The following is a 16,886-nucleotide window of genomic DNA, read 5'->3' as shown; positions in this document are numbered from 1 at the left end:
TCCGGATCGTCCTCCGGCGGCCAGTACTTCGTTACCTTACCTAATCTTTAACGTTTTCTTGACGCCTTCGAGTGTTCGTGCGAACCGGTGCGCAAATGGATGCATCCCCATACCGCGTCCGAGTGGCTTCGGCGGGGCGCCTATGGTTGCTCCAGCACTCCCAGGACCACCCTGCCCCTCGAAGGACAGCGATGCCCGCCAACACAACCGCCCCTTCCGGGTCTTCCGATGCGAAGAAGACCGGCAGGAAGAAGGGGCGACGCGCCCGCCTGTTCGTGATCGTCCTGGTGCTGGCGCTTGTCGCGGGTGTCGGATACGGCGCGTTCTGGTCCGTTTCCACGGTCCGGGCCTCTTACCCGCAGACCACCGGCTCGATAGACCTCAAGGGCCTTTCCGGCGACGTCGACGTCAAGCGCGACGACTACGGGATCCCGCAGATCTACGCGGACACCGACAGCGACCTCTTCCGCGCCCAGGGCTACGTACAGGCCCAGGACCGCTTCTGGGAGATGGACGTACGCCGTCACATGACGTCCGGCCGCCTCTCCGAGATGTTCGGCGCCGGCCAGGTCGAGACCGACGCCTTCCTGCGCACGCTGGGCTGGCGCAAGGTCGCGCAGAAGGAGTACGACGAGGTCCTGGACGAGGACACCAAGAAGAACCTCCAGGCGTACGCGGAGGGGGTGAACGCGTATCTGGACGGCAAGGACGGCAAGGACATCTCCGTCGAGTACGCGGCTCTCGGCCTGACCAACGACTACAAGCCCACCGAGTGGACCCCGGTCGACTCGGTCGCCTGGCTGAAGGCGATGGCCTGGGACCTGCGCGGCAACATGCAGGACGAGATCGACCGCTCGCTGATGACCAGCAGGCTCAGCGAGAAGCAGATCAAGGACCTGTACCCGGACTACCCGTACGAGAAGAACAAGCCGATCGTCGAGCAGGGCGGGGTCTCCCCGGTCACCGGCGAGTACGACCCCGAGGCCGAGCCGTCGGACGACATCGGCTCGGGGACCGTCGAGGGCGCCACCGAGGGCCTGAACACCCAGCTCTCCGCGCTCTCCGACACCCTGGACGAGATCCCGGCGCTCCTCGGGCCCAACGGCAACGGCATCGGATCGAACTCCTGGGTCGTCTCCGGTAAGCACACGACGACCGGCAACGCGCTGCTCGCCAACGACCCGCACCTGGCGCCGCAGCTCCCCTCGCTCTGGTACCAGATGGGGCTGCACTGCCGTCAGCTCTCGGAGTCCTGCCAGTACGACACGGCCGGCTACACGTTCTCCGGGATGCCCGGTGTGATCATCGGTCACAACCCGGACATCGCCTGGGGCTTCACGAATCTCGGAGCGGACGTCACCGACCTCTTCCTGCAGAAGGTCTCCGCCGACGGATACAGGTACGACGGCAAGACCGTTCCCTTCGTCACCCGCGAGGAGACCATCAAGGTCGCCGGCGGGAAGAGCAGGAAGATCACCGTCCGCGAGACCAACAACGGTCCGCTGGTCTCCGACCGCAGTGGTGAGCTGACGAAGGTCGGCAAGAAGGCTCCCGTCACCACCTCCGCGCCCGACCGCGGCGACGGCTACGGGGTCTCCCTGAAGTGGACGGCGCTGGAACCCGGCAAGTCCATGGACGCGGTCTTCGAGCTCAACCGGGCCAAGGACTTCGCGAGCTTCCGGAAGGCGGCCGAGCACTTCGAGGTGCCGTCCCAGAACCTCATCTACGCGGACACCGACGGGCACATCGGCTACCAGGCGCCCGGCAAGATCCCGGTCCGTCTCAAGGGCGACGGCACGACGCCGAGCCCCGGCTGGTCCGCGGACTACGGCTGGGAGAAGGAACCCGTCCCGTTCGACGAGCTGCCGTACGAGTACGACCCGGCCCGCGGCTACATCGTCACCGCCAACCAGGCGGTCATCGGTGACGGTTACGAGCACATGCTCACCAAGGACTGGGGCTACGGCGCCCGCAGCCAGCGGATCAACGACCTGATCCAGCCGAAGATCGACGGCGGCGAGAAGATCTCGACCGACGACATGCAGACGATGCAGATGGACAACCAGAGCGCGATCGCCGCGAAGCTGGTGCCCGAGCTGAAGAAGATCAGCATCTCGGACAAGTACGTCCGTGAGACGCAGAAGCTGCTGGAGGGCTGGGACTACACCCAGGAGCCCGACTCGGCCGCCGCCGCGTACTTCAACGGCGTCTGGCGCAACATCCTCAAGCTGGCCTTCGGCAACAAGCTCCCCAAGGAGATGCGGGCCAAGGGCGACTGCATCTACGTGGAGCCGGTCGCCGGCACCGGACCGGTGGACGAGCAGAGCAAGCTCGTACGGGAATGCGGTCAGCGCGCCCCGGACGCGGCGCAGCCGGACGGGGGCGACCGCTGGTACGAGGTGGTCGAGAGCATCCTGGACGACCAGGACAACGAGTGGTGGAAGGTCCCGGCCAAGGGGCGCGAAGAGGCCATCGACAGCCGGGACGAGCTCTTCGCCCGTGCCATGGAGGACGCGCGCTGGGAGCTGACCGCCGAGCTCGGAAAGGACGTCACCACCTGGAGCTGGGGCAGGCTGCACCAGCTGACCCTGCGCAACCAGACGCTCGGCACCGAGGGCCCCGGCCTTCTGCAGCGGGCCCTCAACCGGGGTCCCTGGGACCTCGGCGGCGGCGAGGCGGCGGTCAACGCCACCGGGTGGAACGCGGCGGGTGGCTACGAGGTCGTCTGGGTCCCGTCGATGCGGATGGTCGTCAACGTGGGGGACTGGGACAAGTCCCGCTGGATCAACCTCACCGGTGCCTCCGGACACGCGTTCAGCGCGCACTACACCGATCAGACGGACAAGTGGGTCGAGGGTGAACTGCTCGACTGGTCCTTCGGGGAGAACGCGGTGAAGCGGTCCACCGTCGACACCTTGACGCTCAAGAAACCCTAGGTCCGGTCGCGCGGCGTGAAACGCCGCGCTCCGGCAGGCGTGACCACGGCGTCCACGGGGTGGTCGTGCGGTTCCTCCGGAACCCGCGCGACCACCTCGTCGTCGTAGAGCAGGACGACCAGAGCGGGGTGGGCACCGGCCGACGAGAGCCGGGCCAGCACCCGGTCGTAGCTGCCCCCGCCGCGCCCGAGCCGCATCCCGCGTTCGTCCACGGCGAGCCCCGGCAGCAGGACCGCGTCCGCGTCCAGGACCGCCCGCGGCCCGAGGCGTACGCCGTCCGGCTCCAGCAGGCCCCGCCCGGCGGGCACGAGGTGCTCCGCGCCCTCGAACACCGCCCAGTCCAGATCGTTGTCCGCCATCAGTACCGGCAGCAGCACGCGTACGCCCCGCGCGCGAAGGGCGTCCAGGAGCGCATGGGTTCCTGGTTCACGCCCCACGGACACATAGGCCGCCACGGTCCGGGCGCCGGTCAGCTCGGGAAGATCCGCAGCGGCCAGGGAGAGAACCGCGGCGGCCTTTTGGACGTCCTCCGAGGTGAGGAGCCGTCGTGCGGCGAGCAGTTCGCGTCGCAGTGCTGCTTTTCTGGACATGTCACGGTTCAACGGGTGCTCGCATAACTCGTTTATGTGGATGTATGAGAACGAAGTTAACCGGACGCTCATCTTCCACCCATAGGCACCGGTTAAAGTTCTGCGCATGACTCAGTCGCACCCCAGGATCAGCAAAGCTGTCATCCCAGCTGCAGGTCTCGGCACCCGGTTCCTGCCGGCCACCAAGGCCACTCCCAAAGAGATGCTGCCTGTCGTCGACAAGCCCGCCATCCAGTATGTCGTCGAGGAAGCCGTCGCCGCGGGCCTCTCCGACGTACTGATGATCACCGGTCGCAACAAGCGTCCCCTGGAGGACCACTTCGACCGGAACTACGAGCTGGAGTCCGCCCTGACCCGCAAGGGAGACGCCGAGCGGCTCTCCAAGGTCCAGGAGTCCAGCGACCTGGCCACCATGCACTACGTCCGCCAGGGAGACCCCCGCGGCCTCGGCCACGCCGTCCTCTGCGCCGCGCCGCACGTCGGCGACCAGCCGTTCGCGGTCCTTCTCGGTGACGACCTCATCGACCCCCGTGACCCTCTTCTCGCCCGGATGGTCGAGATCCAGGAGCGCGAGGGCGGCAGTGTCGTCGCCCTCATGGAGGTCGACCCCGAGCAGATCCACATGTACGGCTGTGCGGCCACCGAGGGGACCACCGACGGCGACGTCGTCCGGGTCACCGGGCTCGTGGAGAAGCCCGACCCCGCCGAGGCGCCCAGCAACCTCGCCGTCATCGGCCGATACGTCCTGGACCCGGCCGTCTTCGGCATACTGCGACGGACCGAGCCCGGCCGCGGCGGCGAGATCCAGCTCACCGACGCCCTTCAACTGCTGGCCGAGGACGAGAAGATCGGCGGCCCGGTGCACGGCGTCGTCTTCAAGGGCCGCCGTTACGACACCGGTGACCGCGGTGACTATCTGCGTGCCATTGTCAGACTCGCGTGCGAACGTGAGGACCTGGGCCCGGACTTCCGGACCTGGCTGCGCAGTTACGTCACCGAGGAGTTGTAACAGCTTGAGCAGCACGATCTGGTCGGTGGACGAGCACCTGGACGACATCCTCGCCGCGGTGAAGCCGCTCGAGCCCATCGAGCTGCAACTGCCCGACGCCCAGGGCTGTGTCCTGGTCGAGGACGTCGTGGTGGAGGTCGCCCTGCCGCCCTTCGACAACAGCTCGATGGACGGGTACGCAGTCCGGATCTCCGATGTCGAGGGAGCCAGCGAGGAGTTCCCCGCCGTCCTCACCGTCGTCGGAGATGTCGCGGCCGGCGACGGGGGCCTGGCGGACGGCCGGTCCGTCGGTCCCGGCGAGGCCGCCCGCATCATGACCGGTGCTCCGCTCCCTGCGGGCGCCGAGGCGGTCGTCCCGGTCGAGTGGACCGACGGAGGGACGGGCGGCGGCCCCGCCGCCGCCATGAGGGCCCACAGCGCCGCCCCTGAGGGGGCGAGCGGCGAGGTCCGCGTCCACCGCCCGGTCAAGCCCCGCGCCCATGTCCGGGCCAAGGGCAGCGATGTGCGGCCGGGCGACCTGGCGCTGCGCGCGGGTTCGGTCGTCGGGCCGCCGCAGATCGGTCTGCTCGCCGCGATCGGCCGTTCGACCGTGCGGGTGCGGCCCCGCCCGCGTGTCGTCGTGCTGTCCACCGGGAGCGAGCTGGTGCAGCCGGGCGAGGAGCTGACCGGTGGCCGGATCTACGACTCCAACAGCTTCGCCCTGACCGCCGCCGCCCGGGACGCCGGGGCCATCGCCTACCGTGTGCCGGCGGTCGCCGACGACGCCGAGACGCTGCGGGCCACGATCGAGGACCAGCTGATCCGCGCCGACATCGTCGTCACCACGGGCGGTGTGAGCGTCGGAGCGTACGACGTGGTCAAGGAGGCCCTGTCCTCCGTGGGCGACGAGGACGAGGCCGGCAGCGGCATCGACTTCCGCAAGCTCGCCATGCAGCCGGGCAAGCCGCAGGGGTTCGGTTCGATCGGCCCCGACCACACACCCCTGATGGCGCTGCCGGGCAATCCGGTCTCCTCGTACGTCTCCTTCGAACTCTTCGTGCGGCCGGCGATCCTGACGCTGATGGGGCTCCAGGACGTCCACCGCCCGAAGGTGCGGGCCACGCTCGACACCGCGGAGGCGCTCGCCTCGCCGTCCGGCAAGCGCCAGTTCCTGCGCGGGAGATACGACGCCGAGGCGGGGACCGTGACTCCCGTCGGAGGGGCCGGGTCGCATCTGATCGCCGCCCTCGCCCAGGCCGACGCGCTGATCGTGCTGCCCGAGGACGTCACGTCCGCCGAACCCGGCACGGAGGCCGAGGTGATCCTCCTCCGCTGACTTCGGCGCGAGGGCGGTACGGTATCTGGCGCTGTGCCTTACCGGGGGAAGCCCCCGGGCCCCTCGATCCGCGCCCTGCGCGGTGCGGGCGGGCAACCGGCGCCCTACCGCTAGGCGGAGTGAGTTGAGTACGCAGAACAGGCTGACGCACATCGACGAGGCTGGTGCCGCCCGCATGGTCGACGTGTCCGAGAAGGACGTCACGACACGTGTCGCCCGGGCGAGCGGCCGGGTCCTCGTATCACCGCGTGTGGTCGAACTCCTCAGGGGCGAGGGTGTCCCCAAGGGCGACGCACTCGCCACCGCGCGCATCGCCGGGATCATGGGCGCCAAGCGGACCCCGGACCTGATCCCGCTCTGCCATCCGCTCGCCGTATCCGGCGTGAAGGTCGAGCTGAGCGTGGCCGACGACGCGGTGGAGATCCTGGCCACCGTGAAGACCACGGACCGTACGGGCGTCGAGATGGAGGCCCTGACCGCCGTGTCGGTCGCCGCGCTCACCGTGATCGACATGATCAAGGCGGTCGACAAGAGCGCGGTGATCACGGACGTCCGGGTCGAGGCGAAGTCGGGCGGCAAGTCCGGTGACTACAGGCGCCCCGCACCGGAGGGGGCGGACGCATGACCGCCTCCGGCAGTTCCCCCGCCGGCGGCGGACACCGCGCCCTCGTCGTGACCGCCTCCAACCGCGCTTCCGCCGGTGTGTACGCCGACAAGGGCGGCCCTCTCATCGCCGAGGCCCTCGCCGGCCTCGGCTTCGCCGTCGACGGCCCGCAGGTGGTACCCGACGGAGACCCGGTGGAAGCCGCCCTCCGGGCCGGAGCGGCAGCCGGCTACGACCTGATCGTCACCACCGGAGGCACGGGCATCTCGCCCACCGACCGGACCCCCGAGGCCACCCGCCGCGTCATCGACCGTGAGGTCCCCGGCATCGCCGAGGCGATCCGCGCCGAGGGCCGGGACAAGGTACCCACCGCCGCACTCTCCCGCGGCCTCGCGGGCATCGCGGACCGCACCCTCGTCGTGAACCTGCCCGGCTCGACCGGTGGAGTGCGCGACGGGCTCGCGGTTCTGAGCAGGCTTCTGGTGCACGCCGTCGACCAGTTGCGCGGCGGCGATCACCCCCGGCCGGGGAGCCCGAGCTGAACGTCCGGACCTGGCCGGTGATCCTGACCGACGGCGCCGTCACCCTCCGGCCGATGAAGCTGCGCGACCAGAGTGCGTGGCGCGAGGTCAACCGGCGTAACCGGGACTGGCTGCGCCCCTGGGAGGCGACCGTCCCGCCGCCCGCCCCCGGCGGGCCGGTGGCCCAGCGCCCCACGTACCGCCAGATGATCCGCCACCTGCGCGCCGAGGCGAACGCCGGCCGGATGCTGCCCTTCGCCATCGAGTACGAGGGCCGTCTCGTGGGGCAGCTGACGGTGGCGGGCATCACCTGGGGCTCGATGTGCTCGGGTCATGTCGGCTACTGGGTCGACCGGAGTGTGGCGGGCCGCGGCGTGATGCCGACCGCGGTGGCGCTGGCCGTCGACCACTGTTTCCGCACGGTCGGACTGCACCGGATCGAGGTGTGCATTCGGCCCGAGAACGGCCCCAGCAGGAGGGTCGTGGAGAAACTCGGATTCCGCGCGGAAGGCCTGCGGCCACGCTATCTGCACATCGACGGCGCGTGGCGGGACCACCTGATCTTCGCCCTCACGGCGGAGGAAGTCCCCGACGGGCTGCTGAGGCGTTGGCGCAGGGTGCGGCCGGGTACGCCGGGAACGCCGCACACACCCGGGGAAATGAAATAGGTGTTCGAATTTGATCGTCGGATGACGGTAATCCGCATCACTTTCGTCGGCTGTTGACCCGAACAACCACAAAAAAAGTCCGTCATATCAGCCGGATCGTGCGACACACCGGGCCAATTGGCGGATGCTGCCGTGCAAACCCCTCTACGGTGTGAGCGTGAGCAGCAGCGGCCTCATCTACGCAGTCATCGTCGGTGCCTGGGCCGCCTACTTGGTGCCGATGTGGCTCCGAAGGCAGGACGAGCTCAATGAAGCCCGTCCGACGGAACGCTTCAGCACCGCCATCCGGCTGCTGTCCGGACGGGCGGCCATGGAGCGCCGTTATGCCAAGGAGCTGCGGGAGCGGGATGCCGAGGAGGCGCCTGGCGACGTGGACCCGGATGCCGTCACGGACCGAATGGAGTCCGTCGACGTCCGGGCCTTCTCCGCGCCCCCGGCACATACGGAAGCGCGGTTGCGCGACCCGGTGTCCGACCGGCCGGACCAGGAGCGCCCGCACGACCGACCGGCCCGTCCGGCGCCCGTGCGGCGGTCTCGCCCTTCCGGCGCGGAGTCCGAGCGTGAGCGCCGACGGCGCTCGCAGGTCCTGGCGCGCCGACGGCGTACCACCACCGTCCTGTTCATGGCGTTCACGCTCGGCGCGGTCGTCGCGGCGGTGGGCGGTCTCCGCTTCCTGTGGGCGCCGGCTGTTCCGGCCGTGATGCTGAGCTCGTACATCGTGCATCTGCGCGCCCAGGAGCGCCGTCGTTTCGTCTTCACCATGGACCGGCGCCGGGCCGAGGTGGCCGCGCAGCGGCTGCGCGAGAACCGTCCCCGCAGGCACCAGCCCGCGTCCTCGGCTCCGGCCGAGCCGGACGAGGAGCCCGAAGCGCCGGCGCCCGCTCCCACGGTCTCCCCCCAGGAGGCGGGCCGCCGCGCCCTCGTCGAGCAGACGGACCACGCGGAGTGGGTCGACCAGCAGCGCGAGCGCGGTCCGGCCCAGGGCGACAGCTGGGAGCCGGTCCCGGTCCCGCTGCCGACCTACGTCACCGCCCCCGTCGCTCCGCGCGCCACGGGCGGGGTGGAGGTCGGCGACCCGGAGACCTGGAGCGCGGCCCGGTCCAGCCCGGCCGAACCCACCCGGACGGGCAGCCACGACACCACCGCGGCCGACGCCGACCCGGCCCCGCGCCGCCGCGGCAACGCGCCCAAGCGCACCCGTGACCGCGGCCGGACGCCCCTCTTCGACCAGTACGACGACGAGGACCGGCCGCGCGCGGCCAACGAGTGAGACCTGCGGTGGACCCGACTCGGTGACCTGCCGGGATACGGATTTCCGAGCACCCCGATGAGGGTGCTAGAGTTTCACTCGTTGCAAGGGCCTGTGGCGCAGTCTGGTAGCGCACCTCGTTCGCATCGAGGGGGTCTGGGGTTCAAATCCCCACAGGTCCACCGCACACACGAGATCCCGGTCAGACGGTCACCGTCTGACCGGGATCTCGTCGTTTCAGCCCCTGCGTGTGTGAGACTCCGACCACCCTGCCCGCCCCTATCGGATCCAGGAGATCTCCCGGTGACGCCAGCCGAGGGGCCCGTCCGCCCCGCAGCCCGGTCCTCCTCCGCGCCTTGAGCACTGGTACCAGCCGCGCCGCTCGGGATTCCGGTGGGAGCAGGAAGGGCTTGGCCATGTGCGGCAGTTGATGCCTCAGGCCGAGCCGTACCGGGCGTGGGCGACGTTCCAGTTCACCGGTGACTCCGGCCGGGTCAACGAGAGCGACCTGCTGATCGCCGTGCCGGGTGGTCTGTATCTGCTGGAGCTGAAGGGTCACCCGGGGCGGGTGGTGAATCACGGGGACACCTGGCAGTTCCACGCCGACCGGGTGCGGACCCTGAAGAACCCGCTGCACCTCACCGATCTCAAGGCCAAGAAGCTCAAGAGCAGGCTGGAGCGCGCCGCCCGGGCCATGAAGGAGGACCCGAGGCGGATCCCCTACATCAAGCCGGCGGTCTTCCTGCACGATCCGGACCTGGCCTGAGCACGTCCCCTACCTCGGCGTCCTGCGCTACAAGGAGACCGGCCTCCGCAAGCGCGAGCAGTGGGAGCAGGTCTGGGAGCCACGGCGCGAGGAGGACCGCACCGGGCAGCGGTTCGACAGCGGAGAGGGGCGGCTGGCCGAAGGACGACGCTCGCTTCGTCCCGCTCCTGGCAGGGCTCCAGGAGGCCGTGCCGTGGGTGCACCAGTGGTACGACGAGTTCGACGAGGAGTGGGACGGCAACCCGGCCGAGGAGTTCCAGAGCGCGCTCAACCTCGGCCGCACCGAGCGTCACCTCTCGGAGTCCGACCCGCGCGCCTGGCGCCCCGGCCCGCCCTGCCCCGCCGGGCATCAACCGGCAGTCGCGACGGGACAACGGGGCTTCCCCCCCAGTGGGTGCACTCCAATAGCCCTCATCCTGGCTCTCTGCTGAGCGCGTCGCCATCACTGGCATTAGCGTTCCGCATGACGGATGGCCCGTATGAATGGGTACGGGTGCATTCGTCACCCCGGAATCCGCTCTCGCCCACGGCCCCCGACCTGCTCGGGTGCCGCGCCTTCCTGTGAAGCGACCCGAGGCTGGGCGGCCCTGGCTCTGTTCATCCCCCCCCACACACGGAGGCGACCATGGGCTTCGCTGGCCGGCCCTTCATATTCCTCGCTGTTGCGGTTCTCGGCGGCTCTGCCGGGCTCGCTACCCTCGGATCCGCGTCGGCCGACGTGGTCCCGCAGAAGGCGGCAGACGTGGTCCCGCAGAAGGCGGCCGCGACTGCGGCAGCCCACCCTGCCGACGGCTCCTCGGCGAAAAGCCGCACCATCCGCGTGGAGGCCCGGCTGCAGGTCGGCGAAGAGCTGGATCTGGGGGCAACGGGCCGCAGCGTCGGCGACCAGTTCGTCTTCAGCGGGAACCTGGCGTCGACCGGGGGAGCGGAAGAACGCCCCGTCGGACGCTTCGGCGGGTTCTGTGTCATCACCGACCTCGAACGCAACGCGGGACAGTGCTCGTCAACCGCGGTGCTGCCGGGCGGGCAGATCACCGTCCAGGGCGAGCAAGCCGGGATTCCGGTACCGAAAACGGTCGTCAACGCGATCACCGGAGGCACCGGCGAGTTCCGTAAGGCGCACGGCCAGGTGACCCAGCGGGTGTTGACGCCGGCGACCTGGCAACTCACCTTCGAAATTCTCGACGTGCAGCCTCCTCGGACCCGGGACGGTCACATGCCCTCCGAGGCGCCGATGCCTCCGTCCTTCCCCGGCAAGTAGCTGCGTCAGGCGGTCTCGATGCCGCCCGGGATGCGCAGTGGCGAGAGCAGCGCTTCCGCCCGCGATGAATGTCGGGCAGCCCCCGTCACAGGCCCGTCCCGGACATCGACGCGCCTCCGCGACCCGACCCGCACCGATCACCGCACATGGAGACGTCGTGATCAAGAACTTCCGTACGTTCATGAGCTGGGGCATCGCCCTGGTCACCGCCACGGCCGTCACCGTCACGGTCGGCGCAACCGCCGGTGGCCCGCCGAACCCGCGGCCGACCGACCCGCAGGCCCGCCCGACGGCCGGTCAGGGGAAGGAACCGCAGACCGCGCCTCGGGCGACAGAGCGCCGAAGGATCGCCACATCAGTCCTGGGCAGGGACCTCAAGTTCACACTCACCGCTCTGAGGTCGCAGACCGATCCGCTCGCGGCATCCGTGCGCCTCCAGGTGTTCACCTTCAAAAACGGTGCGTGGAGAGAATCGGACCGTGCTCCGGTCGGCGAGGCAGACGCCTGGTTCTGGTTCCCGCTGACCGGCCGCCACGCGGTGTGCAAGTTCTCCACCGCCGGCACCGAGCCCGCACCGGTTGCCGTCAGCCTGCTGATCACGCCGTCGATCGGCTGCTCACCGGCCGAGGACCTCCAGATCAAGAACGGTCAGATCATCCCCGGCTGACGGCTGACGGCTGACGGCGGCTGGTGGCTGCGGCTGGTGGCTGCGGTGCCTGCCGCCGCTCGCCATCGGCAGATTGGTTCGTCCCCTGCTCCGTCGGGCGAGGGTGGGGCCGGAACCCGGCTCCACCCGCACCCGATACGCGGTCCTCGGTACGTCAGCCGCGCGCGGCCATCCGCACGAACGTCGTCCACTGGACGGCTCCGACGCGCAGGGTCGGGCCTCCGGACTGCTTCGAGTCGCGAATGTGGACGGCCGTGTCTGCGGCTGCCACCTCCACGCAATCCCCGCCGTTGCCCGCGCTGTAGCTGCTCTTGTACCAAGCCAGCTCGCTTGCGCGCGAAACGGGTCCTTGTGTGCTCATTGCTCTCCCAAAAGCCTCTCGATGAAGGCCAGCGACTCCCTCGGGGTGAGTGCTTGGGCCCGGAGCACACCGTAGGTCGATTCGAAGGCGCCGACCTTCTTCGGTTCCGAGTGCAGTGCGCTTTCGTCCTGCACCTCCCGCGCGTACTGCCGGAAGAACGACGGATACCGCGCCCGCTCCACCTCCCCCTTCATCGCAACGAGCACACCCCGCCCGCCCACGACCCGGTCCACCGCGTCCACCATCTCGGGCTTGGGGATGCGCCGCCCTTGTTCCACCGAGGCGATGTGCGCCTCGCCGTATCCGACGCTCGACCCCAGCTCCGCCTGGGTGAGCCCCGCGGCCTCGCGCAGCAGCTTCACCTGGCGGCCGAAGCAGCGCAGGAACCCGCCTCCCGGATCTGCGGAATCCTCGACGGCACCGGCCACCGCAACGTTCATGCTCCCTCGCTCCCTCGGTCGGCAAGCAGTGGCAGCAGGCCAGGACGGTCCGGCCCGGAAGGACGCGCTTCCGCATGAATGCCCGTCACGTGAGTGACGCCGAGCAGTCGCTCAGGAGTTACGAGGACGCCGCACCCACCAGGCTGTCCGGCCATCCCGTGATGCGCCCCTGGTCGCGCAGGCGGTACAGGTCGCCCGCCAGGGCCGACTTGGCGCCGGGCGTGCCCGCGGTCCAGCCGAAGAAGCGGACGGCGTCCGCCACGACCTCGCCGTAGGGGCGGCCGGGCTCGTCGTGGATCAGGCCGGCGAGGGCCGTCCGGCGTTCCGCCGGTGCCACGCGTTCCACGGTGCGCTTCGTCAGGCCCGGGAAGGGGCGGCGGGCGTAGCGGCAGGGGCGGTCCGGCAGGTCGAAGAACTCACCGTCGACCGCGACCCGGCCGTCCTCGGCCAGCTGCTCCACCGCCGCCCGGATCAGCTTCTTCTTCGGTGTCGTGAACGACTTCGGGTGCAGCACCTCCCGCGTGTGCAGGAAGAACACCTCTTCGTGGATCGGCCCCTCGGCGGCGATCAGTCGATGGACGAACTCCACCAGTGCGGGGCCGGTGACTTGCCGGTCAACGGTATGGGCGCATGGTCGAGGCCGAGGAAGTCCGCCGGCTGGTAGGGAACGTCCCAGTCCTTGTCGACCTCGGGAAGTCCGATGGGGTCCTTGGTCATGGGTAAGTGCCTTTCCTCGCAGGCGAACACCCATGGAAAGGTGCACGGACTTCCACGTATGTTCGCAGAGCGCACTGTTCGCGGAGAGTCGGCCACGGACTGTCGAGGCGGGACGGCTATCCGCCCGTCGCCCGAATAACGCCTCTGCCACGGAACGGACGTCGCCTCCGGGCCCGGGTCTGCGAGACGGGACCTACGGGGCTCGAAGAGAGGCCGAGCACGTGCGCGACGGGATGTGCACCCGGCGTCCTCCAGCCGATTGTCCTGCGTGGCCCGCTGTTGAGCGAGGCTGTGACCGCCTCAAGCTCCCTCTCGCTCCAGCGGGAGAGACCGGTGCCTGCGGGAAGGTACTGCCGCGGCAGGCTGTTCGACTATTTCCCGGCGCTCGGCCCATCTCGTCAACGCCCCCAGTCCGCATTGCACCGGACTCGGGTTGCGGAACGCGGTGCTGGGGAGAAAAGTTGGTCGGGTAAGCCCGTTTCACCGTTGAGCCAGCGAGCTCCGGTCACCCCGGGCCGCCTTTGGGGCCGGCCTCCGCAGGGTAAGGCAGCACACCACCAAGCGCACCTGGAACCGCAATGGCCAAAACTGCCCGGCGACACGTTTCCCGCACGGTCGGCGCCTCCTGCCTGGCCGCAGCGGTCACGCTCTCGGCAGGGGGGATCGCAGCTGCGGCGGCGCCCGATGTCGCGCAAGCAGCAGTCTCGTCGCCTGCTGAGCCCACCCCGCCGCCCCCGCCCGAGCCGCCCGAGCCGCCTCCGGGAAATACGACACCGGAGCCGCCTCCGGGAGATTCGACACCGGAGCCGCCTCCGGGAGATTCGACACCGGAGCCGCCTCCGGGAGATACGACACCGGAGCCGCCCGGGTCGGATCCCGACGGGTCGCAGCCGCCGGAGTCCCGGACGCCGGAGCAGAAGGTCCAGCGGCTCACAGCGGCAGAGGAGAAGGAGCTGCAGAATGAGCTGGAGAAGCTGAAAGTGCCGAAAGAGCTGAAGGAAAGACTCAAGAAGACGCTGGACGCGACGATGGCCGCAGCGAAGAGTCCGAGAACGTCCGCGGCGGACAAAATCACCTACAACAAGATCCTGAAGGAGATCACCAGTGCGCTGAAGGTCATACAGAACGCGGGGACGTCAGCGTCGGACAAGGCCGCGCTCACGAGGGGTGTCGAGGGGATCAGCGAGGCGCTCCGAATCGTCCACGACCCGAAGACATCGAAGGCGGACAAGAAAAAGCACAAGGAACTCGCGCTCGCGATGTCGTCGATCGTTCCGCGTGTCACGGACCCGGCTCTGCCTGTTGATGTCCGGGAGTTCAACAAGAAGGTGCTGCTCGCGCTGAGCAACGCGATCATCCCGGACCCGACCGTTGGTCCGACGAAGCCGCCGGACCAGAAAAAGATCAAGCAGATCCGGCAGCAGAACCTGGACGCGCTGAAGACGTACGCGGACCCGGACGCCACCCAGCAACAGCGGAGCGAGGCCAAGGCCGAGCTGGAACAGCTGGTGGAAGCGCCGCAGAATCCCGAATTCCTCGCATTCGTCGAGGAGCTGAAGCGCCTGAAGGCACCCCAGGCGTGCCTCGACTCGGTGCAGAACCGGACGAGTGAGGCGGGCTGGCCGGAGGGCAGCCTCTGGGGTGTTTCTGACCAGTCCTGCGCCGAAACGGTGTCCGCTGGTGCTGCCGACACCAGCAGTGAGTGGAGCGGACTGTTCCAGTGTGTGCAGCGGGAGCCGTTCTCCCAGTGCGTGGGCAGCATCCCCAGGAACTGACAGCTGGATCCAACTGCAAGGGCTCGGGCTGCTCGTCCAGGCCGTGCCCTTGCGGGCGTTCGCAGCCGCCGAGGCACCGGTTCTCCAGCAGTGTTGAGGGGCAGGTCGAGCCCGACGCGCCCGTACAGCCCCGTCAGCCGCCTCCCCGACCCCGACAGGACCAGGCCGTACGGCCGTTGCCCCTGGTGAGAGGGGTACGCGACCAGTGGGTCAGGCTGCGCGACGACCTCATGCCTCAGCTGTGGCCCCGCACGGATGCCGCGGCGGGGCTGTGCCTGCCTGAGGTCAGCAGTCGGGCGGTTCGGGGCCTCAAGTTCGGAGAAGCTCTCCCACCCCGCCTGGCCGAGGCCACCCTCGCCGCGCGCCTGACGGACGAGAAGAGTGACGGCACGGTCCTCGCCGAACCGGCACGTTTCCTCAGGCTCGGCTACGAGTAGGTGCACATCGGTGCCGACCGTGGAGCCTGACTCCTGCGGGCTTGCTGCTGCCCGACGCGGGCGAGCGCCGGAAGGCCGCCGACCGCCGGAGTGCCGCCTGAGGGGTGCCTCCCACGGTATGCGGCGAGGGCGCGAAGGTTCTCAGGCCAGCGGTTTGGCCATGCAGATGCTGCTGTCGTACGTGCGGTAGTGGCCGAACTTCTCGCAGCGGGTGTAGCCGCTCGACGTGTACAGCGCGATCGCCTCGGGCTGCTGGTCGCCGGTCTCCAGGACCATGCGGGTGCGGCCCGCCGCACGCGCGTCGGCCTCCAGGGCGGCGAGGATGCGGCGCGCGAGGCCACGGCCGCGGCCCTCGGCGATCACGAACATCCGCTTGATCTCGGCATCGCCGTCGGAGTAGCCCTCGTCGTTCTGCTCCTGGCTGCGCCAGCCGCCGGTGGCCAGGGGACGGTCCTGTTCGTCGTAGGCGAGCAGGTACAGTCCGCGAGGCGGATCGAACATGGTGGCGTCGAGCGGTGTGACGTCGCCCTCGTCGCCGTAGCGCTCGGCGTATTCGAGCTGCACCAGGTCGTTGAGTTTGACGGCATCGGGGTGGTCGAAGGGCCGAGGGCGGACATTCATGCGACATATGGTACAGGTATGCACTGCCCGCCTGTAGGTACTGTACCTGGATGCTGACTGTTACCACCGTGAACGTGAACGGGCTCCGTGCCGCCGCGAAGAAGGGCTTCGCCGAGTGGCTGGGGCAGACCGAGGCCGATGTGATCTGCCTCCAGGAAGTCCGCGCCGAAGCGCAGCAGCTTCCCGAAGAGCTGCGTGAGCCGGAGGGTTGGCACGTCGTGTACGCCCCGGCCGCGGCCAAGGGCCGCGCGGGAGTCGCCGTCTACTCGCGGCACGCGCCGGAGCGTGTCCAGGTCGGGTTCGGTGGGTTCGACGTCCCGGGAAGTGATGAATTCGACACCGCCGGCCGTTACGTCGAGGTGGATCTCCCGGGCGTGACCGTCGCCAGCCTCTATCTGCCGTCAGGCGAGGTGGGCACGGAGAAGCAGGAGGAGAAGGAGCGCTTCATGTCGGCCTTCCTTCCCTATCTCCAGGGACTGAAGGGGCGGGCGGCGGCCGAGGGGCGCGAGGTCGTCGTGTGCGGCGACTGGAACATCGCGCACCGTGAGGCCGACCTCAAGAACTGGAAGGCCAACAAGAAGAACTCCGGCTTCCTCCCCGAGGAGCGGGAGTGGCTGACCAGGGTCTTCGACGAGGCGGCGTACGTGGACGTGGTGCGCGCGCTCCATCCGGAGGAGGAGGGGCCGTACTCCTGGTGGTCCTACCGTGGCCGGGCCTTCGACAACGACGCGGGCTGGCGGATCGACTACCAGGTGGCCACCCCCGGCCTCGCCGGCCGTGCCGTGAAGGCCTGGGTCGAGCGTGCCGCCACGCACGGCGAGCGGTGGAGCGACCACGCGCCGGTGACGGTCACCTACGAGCGCTGATCGTCCTCGCGTAGCCGGCGGTGGGCTGCGCGTGCTGATGGTCCTCGCGCGGCCGGCGGTGGGCTGCGCGTGCTGATGGTCCT

At 69.5% G+C, this 16,886-nt stretch carries 19 protein-coding genes, 1 tRNA gene and 2 pseudogenes; 16 read left to right on the top strand and 6 right to left on the bottom strand.

All coding sequences use genetic code 11. From position 1 onward, the window contains the following. Positions 1-191 precede the first annotated feature (191 nt). Positions 192-2,936 carry a penicillin acylase family protein gene (locus OO67_RS17900; protein ID WP_033301491.1) on the top strand — a complete coding sequence of 915 codons (2,745 nt, stop codon included), beginning with the start codon at positions 192-194 and terminating at the stop codon, positions 2,934-2,936. On the opposite strand, the gene OO67_RS17895 is transcribed toward OO67_RS17900, so the two are convergent. Next, complete coding sequence (locus OO67_RS17895) at positions 2,933-3,526, bottom strand: 5-formyltetrahydrofolate cyclo-ligase (protein WP_033301490.1); 594 nt, start codon at positions 3,524-3,526, stop codon at positions 2,933-2,935. The genes OO67_RS17900 and OO67_RS17895 overlap by 4 nt on opposite strands. Before the next feature lie 106 nt (positions 3,527-3,632). On the opposite strand from OO67_RS17895, the gene galU reads away from it, so the two are divergent. The 12 genes and pseudogenes from galU (at position 3,633) to OO67_RS17840 (ending at position 11,586) form a co-directional block, all read left to right on the top strand. Beyond that, positions 3,633-4,535, top strand: a complete 903-nt coding sequence (gene galU / locus OO67_RS17890; protein WP_033301489.1) for a UTP--glucose-1-phosphate uridylyltransferase GalU — start codon at positions 3,633-3,635, stop codon at positions 4,533-4,535. Positions 4,536-4,539: 4 nt separating this feature from the next. Further along, the gene (glp, locus tag OO67_RS17885) at positions 4,540-5,850 is read left to right on the top strand and encodes a molybdotransferase-like divisome protein Glp (RefSeq protein WP_033301487.1); all 1,311 of its coding nucleotides are present in this window, start codon (positions 4,540-4,542) and stop codon (positions 5,848-5,850) included. 124 nt (positions 5,851-5,974) lie between these two features. Further along, the gene (gene moaC / locus OO67_RS17880; protein ID WP_033301486.1) at positions 5,975-6,475 is read left to right on the top strand and encodes a cyclic pyranopterin monophosphate synthase MoaC; all 501 of its coding nucleotides are present in this window, start codon (positions 5,975-5,977) and stop codon (positions 6,473-6,475) included. Continuing rightward, entirely contained in the window at positions 6,472-6,996 is a 525-nt protein-coding gene (locus tag OO67_RS17875) for a MogA/MoaB family molybdenum cofactor biosynthesis protein (RefSeq protein WP_051709514.1), read from the top strand. Before moaC ends, OO67_RS17875 begins: the two co-directional genes overlap by 4 nt. 17 nt (positions 6,997-7,013) lie before the next feature. Next, positions 7,014-7,643 (top strand): GNAT family N-acetyltransferase, encoded by a 630-nt coding sequence (locus OO67_RS17870; RefSeq protein WP_033301485.1) that lies wholly within the window; start codon positions 7,014-7,016, stop codon positions 7,641-7,643. A gap of 157 nt (positions 7,644-7,800) precedes the next feature. After that, positions 7,801-8,913 (top strand): divisome protein SepX/GlpR, encoded by a 1,113-nt coding sequence (gene sepX / locus OO67_RS17865; RefSeq protein ID WP_435840217.1) that lies wholly within the window; start codon positions 7,801-7,803, stop codon positions 8,911-8,913. A gap of 87 nt (positions 8,914-9,000) precedes the next feature. Continuing rightward, positions 9,001-9,074: transfer RNA gene (locus OO67_RS17860), tRNA-Ala, on the top strand. Between the two features lie 215 nt (positions 9,075-9,289). After that, a pseudogene (locus tag OO67_RS17855) lies at positions 9,290-9,658 on the top strand (NERD domain-containing protein); the annotation flags it as partial. Further along, a pseudogene (locus OO67_RS40850) lies at positions 9,642-9,719 on the top strand (hypothetical protein); the annotation flags it as partial. The pseudogenes OO67_RS17855 and OO67_RS40850, both read left to right, overlap by 17 nt. 127 nt (positions 9,720-9,846) lie before the next feature. Further along, positions 9,847-10,089 carry a hypothetical protein gene (locus OO67_RS39330; RefSeq protein WP_208861042.1) on the top strand — a complete coding sequence of 81 codons (243 nt, stop codon included), beginning with the start codon at positions 9,847-9,849 and terminating at the stop codon, positions 10,087-10,089. A 389-nt stretch (positions 10,090-10,478) separates the two neighbouring features. Continuing rightward, complete coding sequence (locus OO67_RS17845; RefSeq protein WP_244300254.1) at positions 10,479-10,919, top strand: dirigent protein; 441 nt, start codon at positions 10,479-10,481, stop codon at positions 10,917-10,919. 157 nt (positions 10,920-11,076) lie between these two features. Then, positions 11,077-11,586 carry a hypothetical protein gene (locus tag OO67_RS17840; protein ID WP_033301477.1) on the top strand — a complete coding sequence of 170 codons (510 nt, stop codon included), beginning with the start codon at positions 11,077-11,079 and terminating at the stop codon, positions 11,584-11,586. Between the two features lie 154 nt (positions 11,587-11,740). Here the strand turns inward: OO67_RS17840 and OO67_RS17835 are convergent, their stop codons facing one another. The 4 genes from OO67_RS17835 to OO67_RS38635 all read right to left on the bottom strand — a co-directional run bounded on the left by OO67_RS17835 (position 11,741) and on the right by OO67_RS38635 (position 13,104). After that, complete coding sequence (locus OO67_RS17835; RefSeq protein WP_033301475.1) at positions 11,741-11,947, bottom strand: DUF397 domain-containing protein; 207 nt, start codon at positions 11,945-11,947, stop codon at positions 11,741-11,743. Then, complete coding sequence (locus tag OO67_RS17830) at positions 11,944-12,387, bottom strand: helix-turn-helix domain-containing protein (protein WP_078598055.1); 444 nt, start codon at positions 12,385-12,387, stop codon at positions 11,944-11,946. Before OO67_RS17830 ends, OO67_RS17835 begins: the two co-directional genes overlap by 4 nt. 118 nt (positions 12,388-12,505) lie before the next feature. After that, on the bottom strand, positions 12,506-12,976 hold the full coding sequence (locus OO67_RS38070) for a hypothetical protein (protein WP_033301473.1): 471 nt from the start codon (positions 12,974-12,976) through the stop codon (positions 12,506-12,508). After that, positions 12,955-13,104, bottom strand: coding sequence for a hypothetical protein (locus OO67_RS38635; RefSeq protein WP_157841702.1), 150 nt, complete (start codon positions 13,102-13,104; stop codon positions 12,955-12,957). Before OO67_RS38635 ends, OO67_RS38070 begins: the two co-directional genes overlap by 22 nt. 578 nt (positions 13,105-13,682) lie before the next feature. Here OO67_RS38635 and OO67_RS17815 point away from each other — a divergent pair. Both OO67_RS17815 and OO67_RS17810 read left to right on the top strand, forming a co-directional pair. Continuing rightward, positions 13,683-14,879, top strand: coding sequence for a hypothetical protein (locus OO67_RS17815; protein WP_157841701.1), 1,197 nt, complete (start codon positions 13,683-13,685; stop codon positions 14,877-14,879). Between the two features lie 176 nt (positions 14,880-15,055). Continuing rightward, complete coding sequence (locus OO67_RS17810) at positions 15,056-15,316, top strand: hypothetical protein (RefSeq protein ID WP_208861041.1); 261 nt, start codon at positions 15,056-15,058, stop codon at positions 15,314-15,316. A 141-nt stretch (positions 15,317-15,457) separates the two neighbouring features. On the opposite strand, the gene OO67_RS17805 is transcribed toward OO67_RS17810, so the two are convergent. Next, on the bottom strand, positions 15,458-15,937 hold the full coding sequence (locus tag OO67_RS17805; RefSeq protein WP_033301465.1) for a GNAT family N-acetyltransferase: 480 nt from the start codon (positions 15,935-15,937) through the stop codon (positions 15,458-15,460). 50 nt (positions 15,938-15,987) lie between these two features. On the opposite strand from OO67_RS17805, the gene OO67_RS17800 reads away from it, so the two are divergent. After that, positions 15,988-16,803, top strand: coding sequence for an exodeoxyribonuclease III (locus tag OO67_RS17800; RefSeq protein WP_033301463.1), 816 nt, complete (start codon positions 15,988-15,990; stop codon positions 16,801-16,803). The last annotated feature ends 83 nt before the right edge of the window (positions 16,804-16,886 follow it).

The organism is Streptomyces atroolivaceus (assembly GCF_000717025.1).
GTDB classification, from domain to species: Bacteria; Actinomycetota; Actinomycetes; order Streptomycetales; family Streptomycetaceae; genus Streptomyces; species Streptomyces atroolivaceus.
The sequence above is the reverse complement of the archived record's forward strand: the minus strand, read 5'-3'. Positions and strand labels throughout refer to the sequence as shown.

Coding starts and splice junctions, on each gene's coding strand:
- OO67_RS17805 (WP_033301465.1), bottom strand. CDS start 15,937: ATGAATGTCCGCCCTCGGCCCTTCGACCACCCCGATGCCGTCAAACTC.
- OO67_RS17900 (WP_033301491.1), top strand. CDS start 192: ATGCCCGCCAACACAACCGCCCCTTCCGGGTCTTCCGATGCGAAGAAG.
- OO67_RS38635 (WP_157841702.1), bottom strand. CDS start 13,104: ATGACCAAGGACCCCATCGGACTTCCCGAGGTCGACAAGGACTGGGAC.
- OO67_RS17815 (WP_157841701.1), top strand. CDS start 13,683: ATGGCCAAAACTGCCCGGCGACACGTTTCCCGCACGGTCGGCGCCTCC.
- galU (WP_033301489.1), top strand. CDS start 3,633: ATGACTCAGTCGCACCCCAGGATCAGCAAAGCTGTCATCCCAGCTGCA.
- OO67_RS17835 (WP_033301475.1), bottom strand. CDS start 11,947: ATGAGCACACAAGGACCCGTTTCGCGCGCAAGCGAGCTGGCTTGGTAC.
- OO67_RS17875 (WP_051709514.1), top strand. CDS start 6,472: ATGACCGCCTCCGGCAGTTCCCCCGCCGGCGGCGGACACCGCGCCCTC.
- OO67_RS17800 (WP_033301463.1), top strand. CDS start 15,988: ATGCTGACTGTTACCACCGTGAACGTGAACGGGCTCCGTGCCGCCGCG.
- OO67_RS17895 (WP_033301490.1), bottom strand. CDS start 3,526: ATGTCCAGAAAAGCAGCACTGCGACGCGAACTGCTCGCCGCACGACGG.
- OO67_RS17830 (WP_078598055.1), bottom strand. CDS start 12,387: ATGAACGTTGCGGTGGCCGGTGCCGTCGAGGATTCCGCAGATCCGGGA.